Genomic DNA, 19,599 nt, shown 5'->3' on the forward strand with positions numbered 1-19,599 from the left:
GGCCGGGCCTGCCGGCCGCGGCGGTGCCGTGCCGCGGCCGGCAGTCCGGCGTCACAGCGTCTTGCGGAACCAGATGCGGGAATGGCCGCGCGGCATGTGGTCCAGCCGGCCGAATTCGGTATAGCCGTTGCGCTCCCAGAAGCCCGGGGCCTGGAAGCTGAAGGTGTCGGTATAGGCGTCGGTGCAGCCGCGCCGGCGGGCGACCTCCTCCGCCCGCTTGAGCAATTCGCTGCCCAGGCCCTGGCCGCGGGCATCGCGCGCCAGCCAGAGCCAGTCGATGAACAGCCAGTGCCAGTAGGTCAGGCCGAGCAAGCCGCCGCGCACCGTCTCCCCGGCGTCGCGGGCCAGGACGGTGACCGGTTCGCGGTCGTAGGGCCCGCCCATCTCCTGGTTGAAGGCATGCAGCCCGCGCTGGATGGCGGCGACCGCCTCCATCTCGGGGTAGTCGTCCTCGCTGATCTCGATACCGGCGACGCTCATGGGACTGGTGGATTCCTCGACCCGGTGGGATGGCGGCCTGGGCAGCCTGCGCTCCGGGTGTTGCTTTTAGGTGGATCGGGCAGGGAGGCTAGCCCGGGAAGCGGCCCCAGGCGGCGACGCCGGTGGTCAGCAGACCGAGAACCAGATTCACGCTGACCAGTTGCCGCACCCGGCCCAGCGCCGCGGCGGCCGCCGGCTGGTCGCCGCGCGCCAGGGCGGCGCGGAAATCCTTCCACGGCCCGGTGACGATGCCGACGAAGACGGCGGCCATGATGATCGCCGCCAGGTGCATGGCATGGATGTGCCAGCCGGCGCCGACGAAGCCGCCATACCAGCCGAGCAGCAGCGCATAGCCGGTCAGCAGCAGGATCGGCATCACGTGCCAGATGATCCGGAAGAAGCGGCCGAGCGCGCCGTCATGCACCGCCAGCCGCGGCCCTGGCTCGAGCGTGGCGAGGGCCGGCCGCAGCGCCAGCAGCGCGAAGGCCATGCCGCCGACCCAGATCACCGCGCCCAGCACGTGCAGTACGTAGAACAGCTTGCCCAGCATGGAGCGACGATCCCTTGATCAGATGGGGAAAAGATAAGGCCAGAGAGGAAGTGTCCGCCCTGGACCCACCCCTCTTTCCGTGGGTTGGCACCGGCCGCGCGGCAGGTGCCAAGCCCAGAAAAAGGAAGAGTGGGGTCTGGAGAGGGAATACTTTCCCCTCCCCAATCTTGCCGCCGTCGGAGGGGGCACCTACCCCTTCCGCCCGGCGATGGCCATGATCTCCGACGCCACCGCGCGCATCTCGGCCGCGGCCAGCCCCTTCGGCGCCGATTCCGTCACCGCCAGCCCATCCAGGAAGGCATTGGCGAATTGCACACGGTTGCCGATCGCCTGGTCGAGCACCGCCACGCCCTGCTTCGCCAGCGCCGCCAGGATGGTCGCCTTCAGCTTGCCCTGGGCCGGCGCCCGGTTCAGCACCGCGGCGACCCGGCGCTTCTCGTCCTTCGCCAGCTTCAGCGTCGCCTCGCAGGCCCAGAGATCGGCCGGCGAGGGCTGCAAGGGCATCAGCACCAGGTCGCAGCTGCGGATCGCCAGCTTGGCCTCGGTCTCGGCATGCGGCGGGGTGTCGAGGATGACGTAGTCGTGCCCCGGCCGCAGCCGGTCGAGCGTCGCCGGCACCCGCCAACCGGCCGCTGCATCGAAATCCAGCTTGCCGGCCTTGGCGCCGCGCTTGACCCGTTCCGTATGCCAACGGCCGAGCGAGGCCTGCGGGTCGATGTCGAGCAACGCGACCCGATGCCCCAGCGCGGCCAGCGCGGCGGCGAGGTTGGCGGCGACCGTCGATTTGCCGGCCCCGCCCTTCTGCTGCGCCACCGCCACCACGAAGGCCATTCCTGCAACTCCGATTCCGCACTGCACACGCTAGCCTGGATGCCCAGGGCGGGATACCGGCGGGAAGGGCCGGTGGGCCCTGGTGCGCTCCGGTCCGGGGCCGGACGAAATTCACCATGATATGATGCTGCGGTTGCGTTGCGGTCGGGAAACCCCGATGAAGGCCGCCATCGGCCGCCCTCCGGGCCGATGCTGGAACGGCGCCACGCCCTGCCGGCGCTTGGTCGCCTGAGGGACCCGACGGCCGACATGCTCCTGACCCTCGATCTGGGCGCGATGCTGGCGATCAGCGCCCTGCTTTCGGCCGTCGCCACGCTGCTGCTGCTCACCACCTGGCGCGCCGCCGGGCGGCCGGCCTATCTCGCCGCCTGGGCCGGATTCTGCGGCCTCGGCACGCTCGCCTTCACCTTGCATGCGCTGCGCGACGCGCTGCCCGGCGTCATCCTCGTGCTGCTCGCCACCCCGGCCTATGTCCTGGGCTGGACGCTGTTCTGGGTTGGCTGCCGCCGCCTGGCCGGCGCCGCCGTGCCGCGCTGGCTGCCCCCGCTGCCGGTCGCGCTGTGGTACCTCGCCTGCACCCTGCCGGCCTTCCGGGCGCAGCTCGAGGCGCGGGCCATCCTGGCCGCCGGGCTGGTCGGCCTGCTCAGCCTCGCCGGGGCGGTGGAGGCGCTGCGGCTGCGCGGCAGCGCCGGGCTGCGCCGCGCCGCCCTGCCGCTCGGCCTGCTCAACCTGGTGTTCGGCATCGTGCTGCTCGGCCGCATCCTGGCGCATCTGGATGGCCGGGCGATGTCCTTCGGCGGCCAGGTCTTCCTGTTCGGCGCGGTGCTCTCGGTCGCCATCGGCTTCGCCGGGCTGGCGCTGGCCAGCATCCGGACGGCGGAAGGCGACGCGGCGCGGATCGCCGGCGCGGCGCAGCGCGAGGCGGCGGCGCTGGCGGCCGGGCGGGCCGAGATCGCCGTCGTCCACGCCGCCCTGCCGGCGGTGCTGTTCCACCGCGACCTGGCGGCCGACGGGACCTCCCGGCTGATCTACTGCGGCGGCGACGTCGCGGCGGTGACCGGCTGGCCGGCGGCGCACCTGGCCGATCCCGCGGCCATGGAGCGCGTGACCGTGGGCGGCCTGGGGATCTTCGCCGAGTTCGAGCAGCGGGTGATGCGCGACGGCTTCGCCCGCACCGACTGGCAATTGCGCGACCCGGCCGGCCGGTTGCGCTGGATGCGCAGCACGGCGCGGCGGCTGACCCGGCGGGCGGATGGCGGTGGCGACCTGGTGGGCCATGTGCTCGACGTCTCGGCCGAATATGCCGCCGCCGCGGCGGCCGCGGCGGGGCGCGCCCGCGAGGCGGCGGCGCTGCAGGCCGGCCGGGCGGAGGTCGAGCGGCTGCTGGCCGGCCTGCCGGCGGTGCTCTTCCTGCGCGACGCGCAGCCGGACGGCGCGTCGCGCCTGGTATACCGCACCGGCGACATCGAGGGCGTGACCGGCTGGCCGGCCGAGGCGCTGGCGGCGCAGGCGGATTGGCGGCACCTGGCGGGGCCGGACGCGCCGGACTTCCCGGCGGCCTATCGCGCCGTGCTGGAGACCGGCGACGCGACGATCGAATGGCGGATGCGGCGGCCGGACGGCAGCCTGCAATGGATGCGCACCTACGTCTCGCGCCTGTCGCTGCGGCCGGACGGCAGCGGCGAGGTGGCGGGCTACATGCTCAACATCGACCGCGAGCGCAGCGCCGAGGCCGAGCTCGAGACCGTGCTGCGGGCCGCGCCGCTGGCGGTCTATCGCGGCCGGGTGACGGCCGCGGGCGGCTTCACCCGCACCTATGTGAGCCGCGGCATCGAGCGGGTGACCGGCTGGCCCTGGGAGGCCGTCAACCCGACCGGCGGCCTGCGCCGCATCGCCGAGCCGGCCGGCCTGGAGGTGGAGCCCGAGCAGGTCCGGGCGATGCTGGCGCAGGGCGTCCACATCCGCGACCTGCGCATGCGCCGCCCGGACGAGCGCTGGATCTGGACCCGCCACACGGTGGTGCCGCTGGCGCCCGATGGCGCCGGCGGCGCCGAGGTGGTCGGCTTCATCGTCGACGTGACCGCCGAGCACGAGGCGATGGCGCGCGAACTGGAGGCTCGGGCCGAGCTGGACCGCACCCTGGCGGCGGCGCCGGTCGCGGTGCTGCGCGGCCGGATCTCGCCCACCGGCCGGCTGAGCCGCACCTTCCTCAGCCGCGGCATCGAACAGGTGACCGGCTGGCCCTGGGAGACGGTGAACCCGCGCGGCGGCCTGTCCCGCATCATCGAGCCGGCCAGCCGGGCCGCCCTGCCGGACCGCCTGCGCCGGCTGCTGCGGGACGGCACGATCCGCTACGACCATCGCCTGCGCCGTGCCGACGGCAGCTGGGCCGATGTGCGGTCCACGCTGTCGGTGCTCGACCGGCTGGCCGACGGCAGCGTCGAGGTGGTCGGCTTCCTGGCCGACGTCACCGCCGAGCGCGCCGCCCAGGCCCAGGCCGCGGCGGCCAGCCGGCTGGCGGCGCTGGGCGAGATGGGCACCGGCCTGGCGCACGAGCTGAAGCAGCCGCTGGCGACGATCAGCCTGGCCGCCGAGAATGCGCTGCGCTCGGTCCGCCGGGGCCAGCCGGAGGCCGCGGTGCCGCGGCTGGAGCGCATCACCGCCCAGGCACGGCGCGCCGCCGGCATCATCGAGAATCTGCGCCGCTTCGCCCGCGGCAGCGACCCCGGCGCGCCGCCGGTCGCGGTGCCTCTGGGGCAGGCGGTGGAGAGTGCCCTGGCCCTGGTCGGCGGGCCGCTGCGCGAGGCCGGGATCGAGATCGCCCTGGCGCTCGGCGACCCGGGGCCGGTGGTGCTCGGCCAGCTCGTCTCGCTGGAGCAGGTGCTGGTGAACCTGCTGGTCAACGCGGCCGATGCGCTGCGCGGCCTGCCGCCCGGCGCGCCGCGGCGGATCCGGCTGGCGGCGGAGACGGTGGGGGCGATGGTACGGCTGACCATCGGCGACACCGGCGGCGGCATCCCGGCGGCGGTCCTGCCGCGGCTGTTCGAGCCCTTCGTCTCGACCAAGGACGCCGACCAGGGCACCGGGCTCGGCCTGTCGATCTGCCATGGGCTGGTCAAGGCGATGGGCGGCACGATCGAGGCGCGGAACGCGGCCGAGGGGGCGGTCTTCACCATCCTGCTGCCGCAGGCGGCCGAGGCGGCGAGCCCGGCGGCATGACGCGCTAGCCTGGCCGGGGAGGGCCTGCCATGCCGATGCCGCCACGCCTGGAATTGCTGACCCCGGAGGAGATGGGCCGGGCCGATGCGGCCGCGATCGGCGGCGGCATCCCAGGGGCCCGGCTGATGGAGGCCGCCGGCCGGGCGGTGGCGCGGGCGGCGCGGCGCTGCTTCCGGCCGCAGCGATGCGTGGTGCTGGCGGGCCCCGGCAACAACGGCGGCGACGGCTATGTCGCCGCCCGGCTGCTGGAACAGGCGGGCTGGCCGGTGGCGGTCGCGGCCCTGGCCCCGCCGCGGCCGGGCAGCGACGCGGCCGGCGCGGCGACGGCCTGGCGCGGGCCGATGGTGCCCTTCGCGCCGGCGGAGGCGGCACGGGCCGGGCTGGTGATCGACGCGGTCTTCGGCGCCGGGCTGGCGCGGGCGGTGGACGGGATCGCCGCGGCGACCCTGCGCGCGGCCGGCGGCCCGGTCCTGGCGGTGGACGTGCCCTCGGGGCTGGATGGCGCGACCGGGCAGCCGCGCGGCTTCGCCCGCCAGGCGGCGCTGACGGTCACCTTCTTCCGGCTGAAGCCCGGCCACCTGCTGCTGCCGGGGCGGGGGCTCTGCGGCGAACTGGTGCTGGCCGATATCGGCCTGCCGGACGGCGTGCTCGCCGCCGTCGCGCCGCGCGCCTGGCGCAACGCGCCCGGCCTGTGGCGGCCGCCGGAACTCGACGCCGCCTCGCACAAATACACCCGCGGCCACCTGACCATCGTCGCCGGCGGGGAGATGACCGGCGCGGCGCGGCTGGCCGCCGGGGCGGCGCACCGCGCCGGGGCCGGGCTGGTGACCCTACTGGCCCCCGATGCCGCGGCCGCGGCGCTGTACCGCGCCGGCGACCCGGGCAGCATCGTCAGCGAGGCTGGACTCGACGCGCTGCTGGCGGATGACCGCCGCCGCACCTGGCTGATCGGCCCGGGCCTGGCCGCCGATGCGGCGACCCGGGCCGCGCTGCGCCGGCTGGTCGAGGCCGGGCGGCAGGTGGTCGCCGATGCCGGGGCGCTGGGCGCCTGCGCCGGGGCGCCCGCGGCACTGGCCGGCTGCGCCGTACTGACGCCGCATGCCGGGGAGTTCGCCCGGGTCTTCGGCCCGGTCGGGCACGACAAGCTGGCCGCCGCCCGCGCCGCGGCGGCGGCGACCGGCGCGGTGGTGCTGCTGAAGGGCGCCGATACCGTCATCGCCGCCCCCGATGGCCGCGCCGCGATCAACGCCAATGCGCCGCCGACCCTGGCGACGGGCGGCAGCGGCGACGTGCTGGCGGGCACCATCGCCGCCCTGCTGGCGCAGGGAATGCCGCCCTTCGAGGCGGCCGGCTGCGGCGCCTGGATCCAGGGCGAGGCGGCCGCGATGCACGGCCCGGGCCTCGTCGCCGAGGATCTCATCACGCTCGTGCCAAGGGCGCTGGAAAAGGCTCGCCTCAACCTGGACGCGTGCTGATAATCGCGCCGGGTTTCACCATGTTTCTGGTGCCACCTGGAAGAGAGACCGAAGCATGTCCGACCTTGCAGTGGAAACCGGCCTGCTCGACCGCGCGCTGCGGCGCGTCACCACCTTGTGGCGCGACATGGCGGAGCGGGTGGCGGGGGGCGAGGCGGAGACCATCGCCGAGCAGATGCGCGCCTGCCTCGACGGCCGCGGCGGCGAGGTCTCGGCGCGCAACCGGGCGGCCAAGCTGGCCCAGGCCTACCTGGCGCTGGACGCGGCCGGGCGGGTCGAATTCCTCCGGGCCCTGGCCGGCTTCGACTGCGACGAGGCGGCGATGGACTTCGCCATCGAGCGGGTCGGCCGCGCCGCCGACCCGGCCGAGCGGGCGGCGGCCAAGACCCGGCTGCGGCGGGCGCTGGAGCCGCCGCGGCTGCGGCTGCTGACCCAGTTCACCGCCATCCCGGACGGCATGAAATTCCTGGTCGACCTGCGCGCCGAGCTGCTGCAGGTCATGGGCAACGACGCGCTGCTGCAGGCGCTGGAGACCGACCTGAAGGGCCTGCTGGCGAGCTGGTTCGATGTCGGCTTCCTGGAGCTCAGGCGGATCGACTGGAATTCGCCGGCGGCGCTGCTGGAGAAGCTGGTGCGCTACGAGGCGGTGCACCGCATCCGCACCTGGCGCGACCTGAAGAACCGGCTCGACAGCGACCGCCGCTGCTACGCCTTCTTCCACCCGCGCATGCCGGAGGAGCCGCTGATCTTCGTCGAGGTCGCGCTGACCAAGGGCATGGCGGACAGCGTGCAGCGGCTGCTGGACGAGAAGGCGCCGGTGCTCGACCCGGCGGCGGCGGATACCGCGATCTTCTATTCGATCAACAACTGCCAGCGCGGGCTGGACGGCATCTCCTTCGGCAATTTCCTGATCAAGCGGGTGGTGGCGCTGCTGCAGCAGGAGCTCAAGAACGTCCGCGCCTTCGCCACGCTGTCGCCGATCCCCGGCTTCGGCCGCTGGCTGACCGCGCAGCTGGCGGATGGCGACCCGACCCTGATCGAGGCGGAGGCGGCGGCGGCGCTGCGGCAGGTGGCGCCGGCGAACCTCGCGCTGCCGTCGCCGGCCACCGGGGCGGCCGCCGGGCTGATCCTGGTGGAGACGCCGGTGCAGACCCTGGCCCGCGTCCTGGCGCGGCGCGGCTGGCAGCGCGAGGAGGCGCTGGCCAAGGCGCTGGAACCCGTGCTGCTGCGGGCCTGCGCCCGCTACCTGCTGAACGAGGCCGCCCGCGGCAATGGCCGCCGCGCGCGCGACCCTGTGGCGCATTTCCACCTGTCGAACGGCGCCCGGGTGGAGCGGGTGAACTGGCGCGCCGATGTCAGCGAGAAGGGGCTGAAGGAGAGCCTCGGGCTGATGGTGAATTACCTTTATGACCCGGCGCGGATCGAGGAGCACCACGAGGAGTATGTCGGGGAGGGCAAGCGGCCGGCGGCCTCGGCGCTCAGGAAGCTGGCGCGGACGGGGTAGGGGAGGCCCGCCCTTCGGCAGCCGGCCGGCCCCGGTCTCGATCGGCCGCTCCGCCGGCGGCGGCACTTGGCCCATCCGTCCCAGGCTGGCCAGCGGGTGGCCCGGCGCCCGGATCCGGGGGCGCTCGCCTCCGCCGCCCGCGCGTCACCCAAGGGTGATGGCCCGGGCTCCGGCGGCAGGCCGCCGGGGCGACCGATGCAGCCCCGCCGCCTCCCGCGCGAAGGCGCGGTCGGCATGGCAGATTCGCAAGAAGGCCTCGCCTGGCCCAGGGCCTGCAGCAGCGCCGCCTTGTCGGGGGCGTCCGCGCCGGGCAGGGAGAACCGCTTCGGCCCGCGTTCCGCCGCCAGCCCCGCCGCCGCGTCCAGCAGCGCCCGATGCAGGGCGAGGTGGTGGCAGGCGCGGCGGCCATTCTCGGGTCGCGGCGCCCGCCCGGGATACCATGGCCGGGCGCGCCGTCCTATGTTGGCTGACGTCCCAGCAGCAGCAGAAGAACGGCCGGCAAGCCGCCCCGCAGGCAGGGGTGCCCCGGTCCGGGAGGAACACCGGAATGACCGTCCAGGGCCGCATCGCCCCCTTTGCCGAGACCCCGGCGCAACGCCTCGAATTGCTGCATGCCATGGAGCGCAAGCTGCTCTGGCTCTCGGCCTGGATGATCCACCACGCCAACCATGTCCGCCCCAACCGGGACGGGTTGAAGGTCGGCGGCCACCAGGCCTCCTGCGCCTCGGTCGTCTCGATCATGACGGCGCTGTACTTCGAGATCCTGCGGCCGCAGGACCGGCTGGCGGTGAAGCCGCATGCCGGGCCGGTCTTCCATGCGGTGAACTGGCTGTTCGGCCGGCAGAGCCGGGAGAAGCTGGAGACACTCAGGCAATTCGGCGGCATCCAGCCCTACCCGTCCCGGGTGAAGGACGGGGCGGAGGTGGATTTCTCCACCGGCTCGGTAGGCCTCGGCGTCGCCCTGACCAGCTTCGGCGCCCTGGTGCAGGACTATGTCCGGCTGCACGGGCTGGGCCGAGAGGAGATCCCGGCCGGCCGCCACATCGCCATCGTCGGCGATGCCGAGCTGGACGAGGGCAACATCTACGAGGCCCTGCTGGAGGGCTGGAAGCACGATGTCCGCAATGTCTGGTGGATCATCGACTACAACCGCCAGAGCCTGGACAGCGTGGTGCAGGACCGGCTGTTCGGCCGGATCGAGGGCCTGTTCCGCGACATGGGGTGGAACGTCGTCACCCTGAAATACGGCCGCAACCTGGAGGCGGCCTTCGCGCGGGAAGGCGGCGAATCGCTGCGCCGCTGGATCGACGACTGCCCGAACAGCCTCTACTCGGCGCTGACCTTCCAGGGCGGCGCCGCCTGGCGGGCCGCGCTGCTGGCCGAGCTGGGCCGGGAGGAGGGGGTCCGCGCCATCATCGACCCGCTGTCCGACGAAGAGCTCGGCGCGCTGATGACCAACCTCGGCGGCCACGACGTGGCGACGCTGCTGGAGGCCTTCCGCGCCCAGGACGCCGCCGGCGACCAGCCGACCTGCTTCATCGCCTATACGGTCAAGGGCATGGGCCTGCCCTTCGCCGGGCACAAGGACAACCATGCCGGGCTGATGACCAAGGAGCAGATGGCCGGCTTCAAGGCGGAGATGCGGATCCGCGACGGCCATGAATGGGACCGCTTCGAGGGGCTCGACCTGCCCGAGGCCGAGCTGCAGGCCTTCCTCGGCAGCGTGCCCTTCGCCACCCCGGTCGCGCCCGAGGGCCGCCGGCTGAAGGCCGAGCCGGTGCCGGTGCCGGATGCCGGCTTTCCGCGGCCGAAGGTGGCGGCGGGGCGGAAATTCTCCACCCAGCAGGCTTTCGGCGAGGTGCTGGCCGAACTCGGCCGCGGCACCGGGGAGGCGGCGGCGATCGCCAGGCGGATCGTCACCACCAGCCCCGACGTGACCGTGTCCACCAATCTCGGCCCCTGGGTGAACCGCCGCGGCGTCTTCGACCGGCACCTGAAGAACGACGTCTTCCGCGATGCCAAGCTGGCCAGCGCGCAGCGCTGGGGGATGAGCCCGGAAGGCCAGCACATCGAGCTGGGCATCGCCGAGCAGAACCTCTTCCTGCTGCTCTCGGCGCTCGGCCTGGCGCATGACCTCTACGGCGCGCGGCTGCTGCCGATCGGCACGGTCTACGACCCCTTCGTCAACCGCGGCCTCGATGCGCTGATCTATGCCTGCTACCAGGATGCGCGCTTCATGCTGGTCAGCACGCCGTCCGGCCTGACGCTGGCGCCCGAGGGCGGCCAGCACCAATCGATCAACACCCCGCTGCTGGGCATGGCGCAGGATCGCCTCGCCAGCTTCGAGCCGGCCTATGCCGACGAGCTGGCGATCCTGATGCGCTGGGGCTTCGAGCACATGCAGAAGCCGGATGGCAGCGCTGTCTGGCTGCGGCTGTCGACCCGCGGGCTGGAACAGCCGCAGCGGGTGCTGGACCCGGCGGCCGTGGTGGCCGGCGGGCACTGGATGGTGCCCCCCGCGCCGGGGGCGCGGATCGCCATCGCCTACCAGGGGCCGGTGGCGCCGGAGGCGGTCGCTGCCTTCGAGGAGCTGCGCACCGAGGAGCCGGGCGCCGGGCTGCTGGCGATCACCTCGCCCGACCGGCTGCATGCGGACTGGCTGGCGGCGCGGCGGAAGGCGCGGGCGGGCTTCGGCGCGCCGTCCTGGGTGGAGGAATTGCTGGCGCCGCTGGCGCCGGGTGCGGCGATCGTCTCGGTGATCGACGGCCACCCGGCGGCGCATGCCTGGCTGGGCGCGGTACGCGGCCAGCGGGTAGTGCCGCTCGGCGTCGACCATTTCGGCCAGGCCGGGGACATCCCGGACCTGTACCGGGAATACGGGCTCGACGTGGATGCGATCCTGGATGCCTGCGCCCAGGCGCTGCTGGGCTAGGCGGCGTCAGGCCGGCAGCAGGGCGATGCCCTCGGCCGCGGCGGCGCGGCGGAGTGCGCGATCCGTGCTCGGCAGGGTAGCGTCCAGCCGCCGCGCGCGATCCAGGTAGCCGGCGTCACAGAGCGTGAGGCCATGCAGGCGGGCGAGGTCCAGCGGCCGGGCCCAGCAGGCCTCCGGCGCCTGCGCGGCGGTTTCCGGCGCGAGGCCCTGGGCCGCGCGCATCACCTGCGCCCGCTGCGCCGGGCTCAGGCGTGGGCGGCGCGCGGCGGTCAGCAGCGTATTGCCGACCTCCGTCCACAGCGCGCCGGCACATTCAGCCCTTCGCCGGCCAGCCGGTCCTTCGGGATCGGCGACGCTTCGTCGGGCAGCAGGACGGCCCGCGCGAAGGATGCGTCGGCGACGTAGCCCGGCACCGCTCAGCGTCGCCCTTCGTCGATCCAGTCGCGGATCTCCTGCTGGGTGACCCGGACCCCTTCGGCCCGCAGCGCCTCCCGCAGGGCGACGATCCGCGCCACCGCTTCGGCCGGGCTCGGCTTGGCAGGCGCCGCCTCGGCCGGCACCAGCCGGGCGACCGGCTTGCCGTTCCGGGTGATGGTCAGGCTCTCGACCCGGTCGAGCAAGGCGGAGAGGTGGGTCTTCGCCTCATAGGCGCCGATGCTGCGGTCCATGGAGGCAGACTGGTCGGGCTCCAAACGTCCCGTCGCGCGGCAGGCTGCCGGTGCGGCCGCGGACCCGCCCCCCCACCTTTCAATACCCCCCCGCCTGCGCTACACGGCCGGTCTTCAATACCGCGGGGCGTCCACGCGGGCGTGGTGGAATTGGCAGACACGCTGGATTTAGGTTCCAGTGGCGCAAGCCGTGGGGGTTCAAATCCCTCCGCCCGCACCAGGCCGCCCCCCGCCAGGTCTGGATGGAAGTGACGACGATGCAGGTGACTGAGGTCGCGAACGACGGGCTGAAGCGGGCCTACACGGTGGTGGTGCCCGCCGGCGACATCGCCGCCGAGCGCGAGAAGCGCCTGGCCGAACTGGGCCGCGACCTGCGCCTCCCCGGCTTCCGCCCCGGCAAGGTGCCGGCGAAGGTGATCGCCCAGCGCTACGGCCAGGCGGTGATGAGCGAGGTGCTCGAGCAGTCGGTCAACAAGGCGACCGACCAGGTGGTCACCGACCGCGGCCTGCGCCCGGCGCTGCAGCCGAAGATCGAACTGGTGAATTTCGCCCCCGAGGCCGACCTGGAATTCAAGGTCGAGCTGGAGATCATGCCGGACATCGCCATGCCCGACTTCGGCGGCATCGCGGTCGAGCGGCTGAAGGCCGAGCCGTCCGACGAGCAGGTCGACAAGGCGCTGGAGACCATCGCGTCCCGCAACCGCAAGCTCGAGGACGTGGCCGAGCCCAAGGCGGCCGAGAAGGGCGACATCCTGGTCTGCGACTTCATCGGGCGGATCGACCCGGCCGAGGGCGAGGCCGGGGAGGGCGAGGCCTTCCCGGGCGGCGCCGCCACCGACATGCCGATCGAGGTCGACGGGCCGGGCTTCATCCCCGGCTTCACCGAGCAGCTGGTCGGCATGCTGCCGGGCGACGAGCGGCTGGTGAAGGTCACCTTCCCCGAAAATTACGGCTCCGCCGAGCTGGCCGGCAAGGCGGCGACCTTCACGGTCACCGCCAAGGGCATGAAGCGGTCGATCCTGCCGCCGGTCGACGAGGAGATGGCGAAGTCGATCGGCTTCGACACCCTTGATGCCCTGAAGGACGCCGTGCGCGGCAGCCTGCAGCAGGAATACGACAACCTGGCCCGGCTGAAGGTGAAGCGGTCGCTGCTGGACGCGCTGGCCGCCAAGGCCGAGTTCCCGGTGCCGGAAGGCATGATCGAGGCCGAATTCGCCCAGATCTGGCAGCGGGTCGAGCAGGACCTGAAGGCCGGCAACCTCGATGCCGACGACAAGGGCAAGGACGAGGACACGCTGAAGACCGAGTACCGGGGCATCTCCGAGCGCCGCATCCGGCTCGGCCTGCTGCTGTCCGAGATCGGCCGGACCAACAACATCAGCGTGACCAGTGACGAATTGGCAAGGGCGATGCGGCAGGAAGCTGGACGGTACCCGGGCCAGGAACAGCAGGTGATGGAATTCTTCCGCAAGAATCCGCAGGCGGCGGAGAACCTCCGCAGCCCGATCTTCGAGGAGAAGGTGGTCGATTTCATGCTGGAACTGGCCCAGGTGACCGACCGGCAGGTGTCGCCGGAGGAGCTGACCACCCCGGCCGAAGCGGCCTGATCAGGGCTCTCCGGAGCCCTTCCGGCGCCACCGGCAACCCCGCCATCTGGCGGGGACTTCCGGTGGCCCCGGGCTTGCCCCACATTGGTGGAGGCGAATCCGGCCTGGCGGGTGGCAAGGCCGCCCGGTATCCCCGGCCCGGCCGCACCACCCTACCGGACGGGTCCGCTGGGCCGAACGAGTGAAAGGTTGCATCATGCGGGATCGTGATCCGGTCGAGGTCTACAACAACACCCTCGTACCGATGGTCGTCGAGCAGACGGCGCGGGGCGAGCGGTCCTACGACATCTATTCACGCCTGCTGAAGGAGCGGATCATCTTCCTGACCGGGCCGGTCTTCGACCAGGTCTCCTCACTGATCTGCGCGCAGTTGCTGTTCCTGGAAAGCGAGAATCCGAACAAGGACATCGCCTTCTACATCAACAGCCCGGGCGGCGTGGTCTCGGCCGGCCTGGCGATGTACGACACCATGCAGTACATCCGCAGCCCGGTCTCCACCCTCTGCATCGGCCAGGCCGCCTCGATGGGTTCGCTGCTGCTGACCGCCGGCGCCAAGGGCAAGCGCTTCGCCCTGCCGAACAGCCGCATCATGGTCCACCAGCCCTCCGGCGGCGCCCAGGGCCAGGCGACCGACATCGAGATCCAGGCGCGCGAGATCCTCAAGCTGCGGCAGCGCCTGAACGAGATCTACGTCAAGCACACCGGCCAGCCGATCGCCGCGATCGAGGCGAAGCTGGAACGTGACAGCTACATGTCGGCCGAGGAAGCCCGCGACTTCGGCCTGGTCGACGAGGTGGTGCTGGAGCGTCCGGTCAATCCCGGCGCCGAGGTGCCGAAGTCCTGACGATCCTGGCGCCGGCTCCCGCCCGACCGCGCCACCCGGGACATCCTGACGGGATGTTGCCGCACCGGTTGGTGTGGGGGCGGCTTCGGGCCGTCCGTCGTGCTTCCCCCCTGGTGACAGGGGGGCTACAGTCCCACCCCAGGCCCCCCCTCGACCTCGGGGGGAGGGGCCCGGGCGGTCCGCGCCTTCCCATGGGAGAAGGTGCCGGCGGCCCTGGCCGGCCCATCTTGGCGGAGTGCCCATGAGCAAGTCCGGCGATTCGAAGAATACCCTCTACTGCTCGTTCTGCGGCAAGTCGCAGCACGAGGTCCGGAAGCTCATCGCCGGGCCCACCGTGTTCATCTGCGACGAATGCGTCGAACTGTGCATGGATATCATCCGCGAGGAACACAAGACGCACCTCGTGAAGTCGCGCGACGGGGTGCCGACGCCGAAGGAGATCTGCAAGGTCCTCGATGACTACGTCATCGGGCAGGACCATGCGAAGAAGGTCCTCTCGGTCGCGGTGCACAACCACTACAAGCGGTTGGCCCATGGCGCGAAGAACAACGACGTCGAGATCGCCAAGTCCAACATCCTGCTGCTGGGCCCCACGGGTTCGGGCAAGACGCTGCTTGCGCAGACGCTGGCCCGCATCCTCGACGTGCCCTTCACCATGGCGGACGCGACGACGCTGACCGAGGCCGGCTATGTCGGCGAGGATGTCGAGAACATCATCCTCAAGCTGCTGCAGTCGGCCGACTACAACGTCGAGCGCGCCCAGCGCGGCATCGTCTACATCGACGAGGTCGACAAGATCAGCCGCAAGTCCGACAACCCCAGCATCACCCGCGACGTGTCGGGCGAGGGCGTGCAGCAGGCGCTGCTGAAGATCATGGAAGGCACCGTCGCCTCCGTGCCGCCGCAGGGCGGGCGCAAGCACCCGCAGCAGGAATTCCTGCAGGTCGACACCTCGAACATCCTGTTCATCTGCGGCGGCGCCTTCGCCGGGCTGGAGCGGATCATCGGGGCGCGCGGCAAGGGCTCGGGCATCGGCTTCGGCGCCGAGGTGCGCAGCCCCGACGAGCGCCGCGCCGGCGCGGTGCTGCGCGAGGTCGAGCCGGAGGACCTGCTGAAGTTCGGGCTGATCCCGGAATTCATCGGCCGCTTGCCCGTCGTCGCCACGCTCGAAGACCTCGACGAGAAGGCGCTGATCGAGATCCTGACCAAGCCGAAGAACGCGCTGGTGAAGCAGTACCAGCGGTTGTTCGAGATGGAGGGGACCAAGCTCACCTTCACCGAGGATGCGCTGCGTTCGGTCGCCACCCGCGCCATCCAGCGCAAGACCGGCGCGCGCGGCCTGCGCTCGATCATGGAGCAGATCCTGCTGACCACCATGTTCGACCTGCCTGGCCTCGACGACGTGGACGAGGTGGTGGTGAACCGCGAGGTGGCCGAGAGCCGGGCCAGCCCGCTGTTCATCTACGGCGAGCGCGCGGCGGAGCAGAGCTCCGCCTGACCGCCGCGGCGCGGCCGTTCCGGGCCGCGCCATTTTCAAGGGGTTGCGAGGAAAAGTCCCGATCCCCAGTTAATATTGCAATCCCGTGACGCCACGGGTCATGCCGCTTCTCGGGTGCCCCAGGCGTCGACTGTCCTTCAGCGAGGTCCATCATGGCGGACAAGCCCGAAACCACCCGGGGCGAATTGCTCCCCGTTCTACCGCTCCGCGATATCGTCGTCTTCCCGCACATGATCGTGCCGTTGTTCGTGGGGCGGGAGAAATCCGTCCGCGCACTTGAAGCGGTGATGCGCGACGACAAGCAGATCCTCCTCGTTGCCCAGAAGAACGCCGCGCAGGACGATCCCGGCGCCGACGACCTGTACGAGGTCGGCACCGTCTCCACCGTGCTTCAGCTGCTGAAGCTGCCGGACGGCACCGTGAAAGTGCTGGTCGAGGGCGGCCGCCGTGCGAAGATCACCGGCTTCAAGGAAACGCAGTCGCATTTCGAGGCCTATGCCGCGGCGCTCGAGGAGCCCGCCGGCACCGCCCCTGAGTCGGAGGCGCTGGCCCGCACCGTGGTCGGCCAGTTCGAGCAGTACATCAAGCTCAACAAGAAGATCGCGCCGGAGGTGCTGGTCTCGATCAACCAGATCGACGACCCGAACAAGCTGGCCGATACCGTCGCCGCCCATCTCTCGCTCAAGATTCCCGAGAAGCAGGAGCTGCTGGAGACCGCCGGCACCGCCGCGCGGCTCGAACGCGTCTTCGCCCATATGGAAAGCGAGATCGGCGTCCTGCAGGTGGAGAAGCGCATCCGCAACCGCGTCAAGCGGCAGATGGAGAAGACGCAGCGCGAGTACTACCTGAACGAGCAGCTCAAGGCGATCCAGAAGGAGCTCGGCGAAGGCGAGGACGGCAAGGACGAGGCCGCCGAGCTGGAGGCCAAGATCAAGGCCACCAAGCTGTCGAAGGAGGCCCGCGAGAAGGCGATGGCCGAGCTGAAGAAGCTGCGGACCATGTCGCCGATGAGCGCCGAATCGACGGTGGTGCGCAACTATCTCGACTGGATGCTGAGCATCCCCTGGAAGAAGCGCAGCAAGGTCAAGAACGACATCGTCGAGGCCGAGAAGGTGCTCGATGCCGACCACTTCGGCCTGGAGAAGGTGAAGGAACGGATCATCGAGTACCTGGCGGTGCAGTCGCGCTCGCCGAAGATCCGCGGCCCGATCCTCTGCCTCGTCGGCCCGCCCGGCGTCGGCAAGACCTCGCTCGGCAAGTCGATCGCCAAGGCGACCGGGCGCAACTTCGTCCGCATGTCGCTCGGCGGCGTCAGGGACGAGGCCGAGGTGCGCGGCCACCGGCGGACCTATATCGGCTCGATGCCGGGCAAGGTCATCCAGGGCATGAAGAAGGCGAAGACCTCCAACCCGCTCTTCCTGCTCGACGAGATCGACAAGCTGGGCGCCGACTGGCGCGGCGACCCGTCCTCGGCGCTGCTCGAGGTGCTGGACCCCGAGCAGAACGGCACCTTCGCCGACCACTACCTGGAAGTGGACTACGACCTGTCGGACGTGATGTTCGTCACCACGGCGAACTCGCTCCGCATGCCGCAGCCGCTGCTGGACCGCATGGAGATCATCCGCATCCCCGGCTACACCGAGGATGAGAAGGTCGAGATCGCCAAGCGCCACCTGATGACCAAGCAGTCCGAGGCCAACGGGCTGAAGGACGGCGAGTGGACGGTCGCCGAGGAGGCGCTGCGCGACCTGGTCCGCTACTACACGCGCGAGGCCGGCGTGCGGAACCTCGAACGCGAGATCGGCGGCCTGGCGCGCAAGGCGGTGCGCGAGATCGTCGCCAAGAAGTCGAAGAAGGTGACGATCACTGCCAAGAACCTCGAGAAATTCGCCGGCGTGCGGAAGTTCCGCTACGGCGAGGCCGAGGCGGAGGACATGGTCGGCGTGGTCACCGGCCTGGCCTGGACCGAGGTGGGCGGCGAGATCCTGACCATCGAGTCGGTCACCGTGCCCGGCAAGGGCAAGGTGCAGACCACGGGCAAGCTTGGCGACGTCATGCAGGAGAGCGTCTCGGCGGCGATGTCCTATGTGCGCAGCCGGGCGACCAGCTTCGGCCTCAAGCCGACGCTGTTCGACAAGCGCGACATCCACGTGCACGTGCCGGAAGGCGCCACGCCGAAGGATGGGCCGAGCGCCGGCATCGCCATGGCGACGAGCATCGTCTCGGTCCTCACCGGCATCGCGGTGCGGCGCGACGTGGCGATGACCGGGGAGATCACGCTGCGCGGTCGCGTCCTGCCGATCGGCGGCCTGAAGGAGAAGCTGCTGGCGGCGCTGCGGAGCGGCACCACCACGGTCTTCATCCCCAAGGACAATGAGAAGGACCTGGCCGAGATCCCGGACAACGTGAAGAAGGGGCTGACCATCATCCCCGTCTCCCATGTCGACGAGGTCATCGGTGCCGCCCTGGTGCACAAGCCCGAGGCGATCTCCTGGGAGGAGCCGCCCGATTCGCCGACGCCGCGCGCTGCGGATGGCGATGCGTCAAAGCCGGCTTTGCCGCACTAACATCTAACGGTTGTAGAGCGGGCGGGCCGATCGGCCCGCCCGAATCGTCCGAACCGCGCCACAAGTCCGGCGAAAGGCGCGGCCTTCCGCCAGTTTCCGGTGCCGCGTGATTGACGCCCCGGAATCGCCCCTCCTACAGTCGGCACACGTTTCCGGCCCGGAATCCGCCGGGCATGGCCGCCGAATTCCCAAGGGAAAGGGGGGTTTTTACGCATGAACAAACAGGACCTCATCACCATCGTCGCGGAAGCAGGAGACCTGCCGAAGGCGAAAGCAGGCGACGTGCTGGACGCGGTGTTCGATGCCATCACCAGCTCGCTCAAGAAGAAGAACGATGTGCGTCTGGTCGGCTTCGGCACCTTCTCGACCTCGAAGCGCAAGGCCGGCAAGGGCCGCAACCCGCGCACCGGGGAAGAGATCGCCATCCCCGCGACCACCACCGTGCGCTTCAAGGCCGGCAAGACCCTGAAGGATGAGGTCAACTGATCCCGCCGTCCTGACGGGGAGGGGACCGCGAGGGCCGGCGGCAGCGCCGGCCCTTTCTTTTTGGCCGGGCTTGGGGGCATGCTGCGTGCCTGCGGGCGCTTAGCTCAGCGGTAGAGCGCTTCGTTTACACCGAAGATGCCGGGGGTTCGAATCCCTCAGCGCCCATTTCGAAAGACCATGGTGGTTCGTTCATGGCACCCCGTTGACACCCTCCGATCGGCGGCATAAACCCCCGCCACGTCGCAAGCGGGTGTAGCTCAGTTGGTTAGAGCGCCGGCCTGTCACGCCGGAGGTCGCGGGTTCGAGCCCCGTCACTCGCGCCACGCGACGCTGAACGCGACGGCGCCATCCCCTTGGGGATGGCGCCGTTGCCGTTTCTGACCCCGATTTCATTTCGGGAAAAATCGCCTCCCGGCGCTTGAGAAAGGCGGCCATCCCCCTATGCGAAAAGCGTCCGGCGTGGCTAATGTCCGCCCGCGCTGCGCTGCGGCATTGGCCGAGGCACGGCATGCCGTGGCCCGCCCAGACGGCTGCGGTGCCACCAAGGGGCGGAGCACAGATGACCCAACCGCTATTGGGCGAGTATTTCCCGATCCTGGTCTTCCTGGTGATCGCCGGGGGCATTGCCGCCGCGATGATCGGCGGCAGCCTGCTGGTCGCCCGGCAGAAGCCCAACCCGGAAAAGCTGTCGGCCTATGAATGCGGCTTCGAGCCCTTCGACGACACCCGCCGGCGTTTCGACGTGCGCTTCTACCTGGTCGCCATCCTGTTCATCATCTTCGACCTGGAAGTTGCTTTTCTGTTCCCCTGGGCCATATCCCTTGGTCAGATCGGCTGGTTCGGCTTCCTGTCGATGGTGGGCTTCCTGGGCGTGCTGACGGTCGGGTTCGTCTACGAATGGCGCAAGGGCGCCCTGGACTGGGAGTGACGGCGCAAGC

Annotated in this window: 15 protein-coding genes and 3 tRNA genes; 13 read left to right on the top strand and 5 right to left on the bottom strand. The window is 71.2% G+C overall.

Features of this window, described 5'->3' with window-relative positions:
• Nucleotides 1-51: 51 nt before the first annotated feature.
• The 3 genes from ACFQS7_RS23530 to parA all read right to left on the bottom strand — a co-directional run bounded on the left by ACFQS7_RS23530 (nucleotide 52) and on the right by parA (nucleotide 1,861).
• Nucleotides 52-480, bottom strand: a complete 429-nt coding sequence (locus tag ACFQS7_RS23530; protein WP_380069585.1) for a GNAT family N-acetyltransferase — start codon at nucleotides 478-480, stop codon at nucleotides 52-54.
• 88 nt (nucleotides 481-568) lie between these two features.
• Complete coding sequence (locus ACFQS7_RS23535; protein ID WP_380069586.1) at nucleotides 569-1,030, bottom strand: CopD family protein; 462 nt, start codon at nucleotides 1,028-1,030, stop codon at nucleotides 569-571.
• Between the two features lie 189 nt (nucleotides 1,031-1,219).
• Complete coding sequence (gene parA / locus ACFQS7_RS23540; RefSeq protein ID WP_380069587.1) at nucleotides 1,220-1,861, bottom strand: ParA family partition ATPase; 642 nt, start codon at nucleotides 1,859-1,861, stop codon at nucleotides 1,220-1,222.
• Between the two features lie 249 nt (nucleotides 1,862-2,110).
• Between parA and ACFQS7_RS23545 the strand changes: the two genes are divergently transcribed.
• From ACFQS7_RS23545 to ACFQS7_RS23560, 4 genes are all read left to right on the top strand, one after another.
• A complete protein-coding gene (locus ACFQS7_RS23545; RefSeq protein ID WP_380069588.1) occupies nucleotides 2,111-5,080 on the top strand; it encodes an ATP-binding protein in 2,970 nt (989 codons plus the stop codon).
• Between the two features lie 29 nt (nucleotides 5,081-5,109).
• The gene (locus tag ACFQS7_RS23550) at nucleotides 5,110-6,555 is read left to right on the top strand and encodes an NAD(P)H-hydrate dehydratase (protein WP_380069589.1); all 1,446 of its coding nucleotides are present in this window, start codon (nucleotides 5,110-5,112) and stop codon (nucleotides 6,553-6,555) included.
• 55 nt (nucleotides 6,556-6,610) lie between these two features.
• Nucleotides 6,611-8,059: a malonyl-CoA decarboxylase gene (locus ACFQS7_RS23555; protein WP_380069590.1), complete on the top strand. Its 1,449-nt coding sequence runs from the start codon at nucleotides 6,611-6,613 to the stop codon at nucleotides 8,057-8,059.
• Between the two features lie 547 nt (nucleotides 8,060-8,606).
• Nucleotides 8,607-10,991 carry a 1-deoxy-D-xylulose-5-phosphate synthase N-terminal domain-containing protein gene (locus ACFQS7_RS23560; protein WP_380069591.1) on the top strand — a complete coding sequence of 795 codons (2,385 nt, stop codon included), beginning with the start codon at nucleotides 8,607-8,609 and terminating at the stop codon, nucleotides 10,989-10,991.
• 6 nt (nucleotides 10,992-10,997) lie between these two features.
• Here the strand turns inward: ACFQS7_RS23560 and ACFQS7_RS23565 are convergent, their stop codons facing one another.
• Both ACFQS7_RS23565 and ACFQS7_RS23570 read right to left on the bottom strand, forming a co-directional pair.
• Complete coding sequence (locus ACFQS7_RS23565) at nucleotides 10,998-11,213, bottom strand: hypothetical protein (protein WP_380069592.1); 216 nt, start codon at nucleotides 11,211-11,213, stop codon at nucleotides 10,998-11,000.
• Between the two features lie 194 nt (nucleotides 11,214-11,407).
• Complete coding sequence (locus ACFQS7_RS23570) at nucleotides 11,408-11,659, bottom strand: type II toxin-antitoxin system Phd/YefM family antitoxin (protein ID WP_380069593.1); 252 nt, start codon at nucleotides 11,657-11,659, stop codon at nucleotides 11,408-11,410.
• A 135-nt stretch (nucleotides 11,660-11,794) separates the two neighbouring features.
• Between ACFQS7_RS23570 and ACFQS7_RS23575 the strand changes: the two genes are divergently transcribed.
• The 9 genes from ACFQS7_RS23575 (at nucleotide 11,795) to ACFQS7_RS23615 (ending at nucleotide 19,589) form a co-directional block, all read left to right on the top strand.
• A tRNA-Leu gene (locus tag ACFQS7_RS23575) sits at nucleotides 11,795-11,879 on the top strand.
• A 37-nt stretch (nucleotides 11,880-11,916) separates the two neighbouring features.
• Nucleotides 11,917-13,266 (top strand): trigger factor, encoded by a 1,350-nt coding sequence (tig, locus tag ACFQS7_RS23580; RefSeq protein ID WP_380069594.1) that lies wholly within the window; start codon nucleotides 11,917-11,919, stop codon nucleotides 13,264-13,266.
• A 196-nt stretch (nucleotides 13,267-13,462) separates the two neighbouring features.
• Nucleotides 13,463-14,110 (top strand): ATP-dependent Clp endopeptidase proteolytic subunit ClpP, encoded by a 648-nt coding sequence (gene clpP, locus ACFQS7_RS23585; RefSeq protein ID WP_380069595.1) that lies wholly within the window; start codon nucleotides 13,463-13,465, stop codon nucleotides 14,108-14,110.
• 241 nt (nucleotides 14,111-14,351) lie between these two features.
• Nucleotides 14,352-15,608: an ATP-dependent Clp protease ATP-binding subunit ClpX gene (gene clpX / locus ACFQS7_RS23590; RefSeq protein ID WP_380069596.1), complete on the top strand. Its 1,257-nt coding sequence runs from the start codon at nucleotides 14,352-14,354 to the stop codon at nucleotides 15,606-15,608.
• 152 nt (nucleotides 15,609-15,760) lie between these two features.
• A complete protein-coding gene (gene lon, locus ACFQS7_RS23595; RefSeq protein ID WP_380069597.1) occupies nucleotides 15,761-18,175 on the top strand; it encodes an endopeptidase La in 2,415 nt (804 codons plus the stop codon).
• Between the two features lie 213 nt (nucleotides 18,176-18,388).
• A complete protein-coding gene (locus ACFQS7_RS23600) occupies nucleotides 18,389-18,661 on the top strand; it encodes an HU family DNA-binding protein (RefSeq protein WP_380069598.1) in 273 nt (90 codons plus the stop codon).
• Nucleotides 18,662-18,754: 93 nt separating this feature from the next.
• Nucleotides 18,755-18,826, top strand: a tRNA-Val gene (locus ACFQS7_RS23605).
• Nucleotides 18,827-18,907: 81 nt separating this feature from the next.
• Nucleotides 18,908-18,984: transfer RNA gene (locus ACFQS7_RS23610), tRNA-Asp, on the top strand.
• Between the two features lie 236 nt (nucleotides 18,985-19,220).
• A complete protein-coding gene (locus tag ACFQS7_RS23615; RefSeq protein ID WP_380069599.1) occupies nucleotides 19,221-19,589 on the top strand; it encodes an NADH-quinone oxidoreductase subunit A in 369 nt (122 codons plus the stop codon).
• Nucleotides 19,590-19,599 lie beyond the last annotated feature (10 nt).

Source organism: Dankookia sp. GCM10030260 (genome assembly GCF_042666655.1).
GTDB lineage: Bacteria > Pseudomonadota > Alphaproteobacteria > Acetobacterales > Acetobacteraceae > Paracraurococcus.

Coding starts and splice junctions, on each gene's coding strand:
- ACFQS7_RS23530 (WP_380069585.1), bottom strand. CDS start 480: ATGAGCGTCGCCGGTATCGAGATCAGCGAGGACGACTACCCCGAGATG.
- ACFQS7_RS23535 (WP_380069586.1), bottom strand. CDS start 1,030: ATGCTGGGCAAGCTGTTCTACGTACTGCACGTGCTGGGCGCGGTGATC.
- parA (WP_380069587.1), bottom strand. CDS start 1,861: ATGGCCTTCGTGGTGGCGGTGGCGCAGCAGAAGGGCGGGGCCGGCAAA.
- ACFQS7_RS23545 (WP_380069588.1), top strand. CDS start 2,111: ATGCTCCTGACCCTCGATCTGGGCGCGATGCTGGCGATCAGCGCCCTG.
- ACFQS7_RS23550 (WP_380069589.1), top strand. CDS start 5,110: ATGCCGATGCCGCCACGCCTGGAATTGCTGACCCCGGAGGAGATGGGC.
- ACFQS7_RS23555 (WP_380069590.1), top strand. CDS start 6,611: ATGTCCGACCTTGCAGTGGAAACCGGCCTGCTCGACCGCGCGCTGCGG.
- ACFQS7_RS23560 (WP_380069591.1), top strand. CDS start 8,607: ATGACCGTCCAGGGCCGCATCGCCCCCTTTGCCGAGACCCCGGCGCAA.
- ACFQS7_RS23565 (WP_380069592.1), bottom strand. CDS start 11,213: ATGCGCGCGGCCCAGGGCCTCGCGCCGGAAACCGCCGCGCAGGCGCCG.
- ACFQS7_RS23570 (WP_380069593.1), bottom strand. CDS start 11,659: ATGGACCGCAGCATCGGCGCCTATGAGGCGAAGACCCACCTCTCCGCC.
- tig (WP_380069594.1), top strand. CDS start 11,917: ATGCAGGTGACTGAGGTCGCGAACGACGGGCTGAAGCGGGCCTACACG.
- clpP (WP_380069595.1), top strand. CDS start 13,463: ATGCGGGATCGTGATCCGGTCGAGGTCTACAACAACACCCTCGTACCG.
- clpX (WP_380069596.1), top strand. CDS start 14,352: ATGAGCAAGTCCGGCGATTCGAAGAATACCCTCTACTGCTCGTTCTGC.
- lon (WP_380069597.1), top strand. CDS start 15,761: ATGGCGGACAAGCCCGAAACCACCCGGGGCGAATTGCTCCCCGTTCTA.
- ACFQS7_RS23600 (WP_380069598.1), top strand. CDS start 18,389: ATGAACAAACAGGACCTCATCACCATCGTCGCGGAAGCAGGAGACCTG.
- ACFQS7_RS23615 (WP_380069599.1), top strand. CDS start 19,221: ATGACCCAACCGCTATTGGGCGAGTATTTCCCGATCCTGGTCTTCCTG.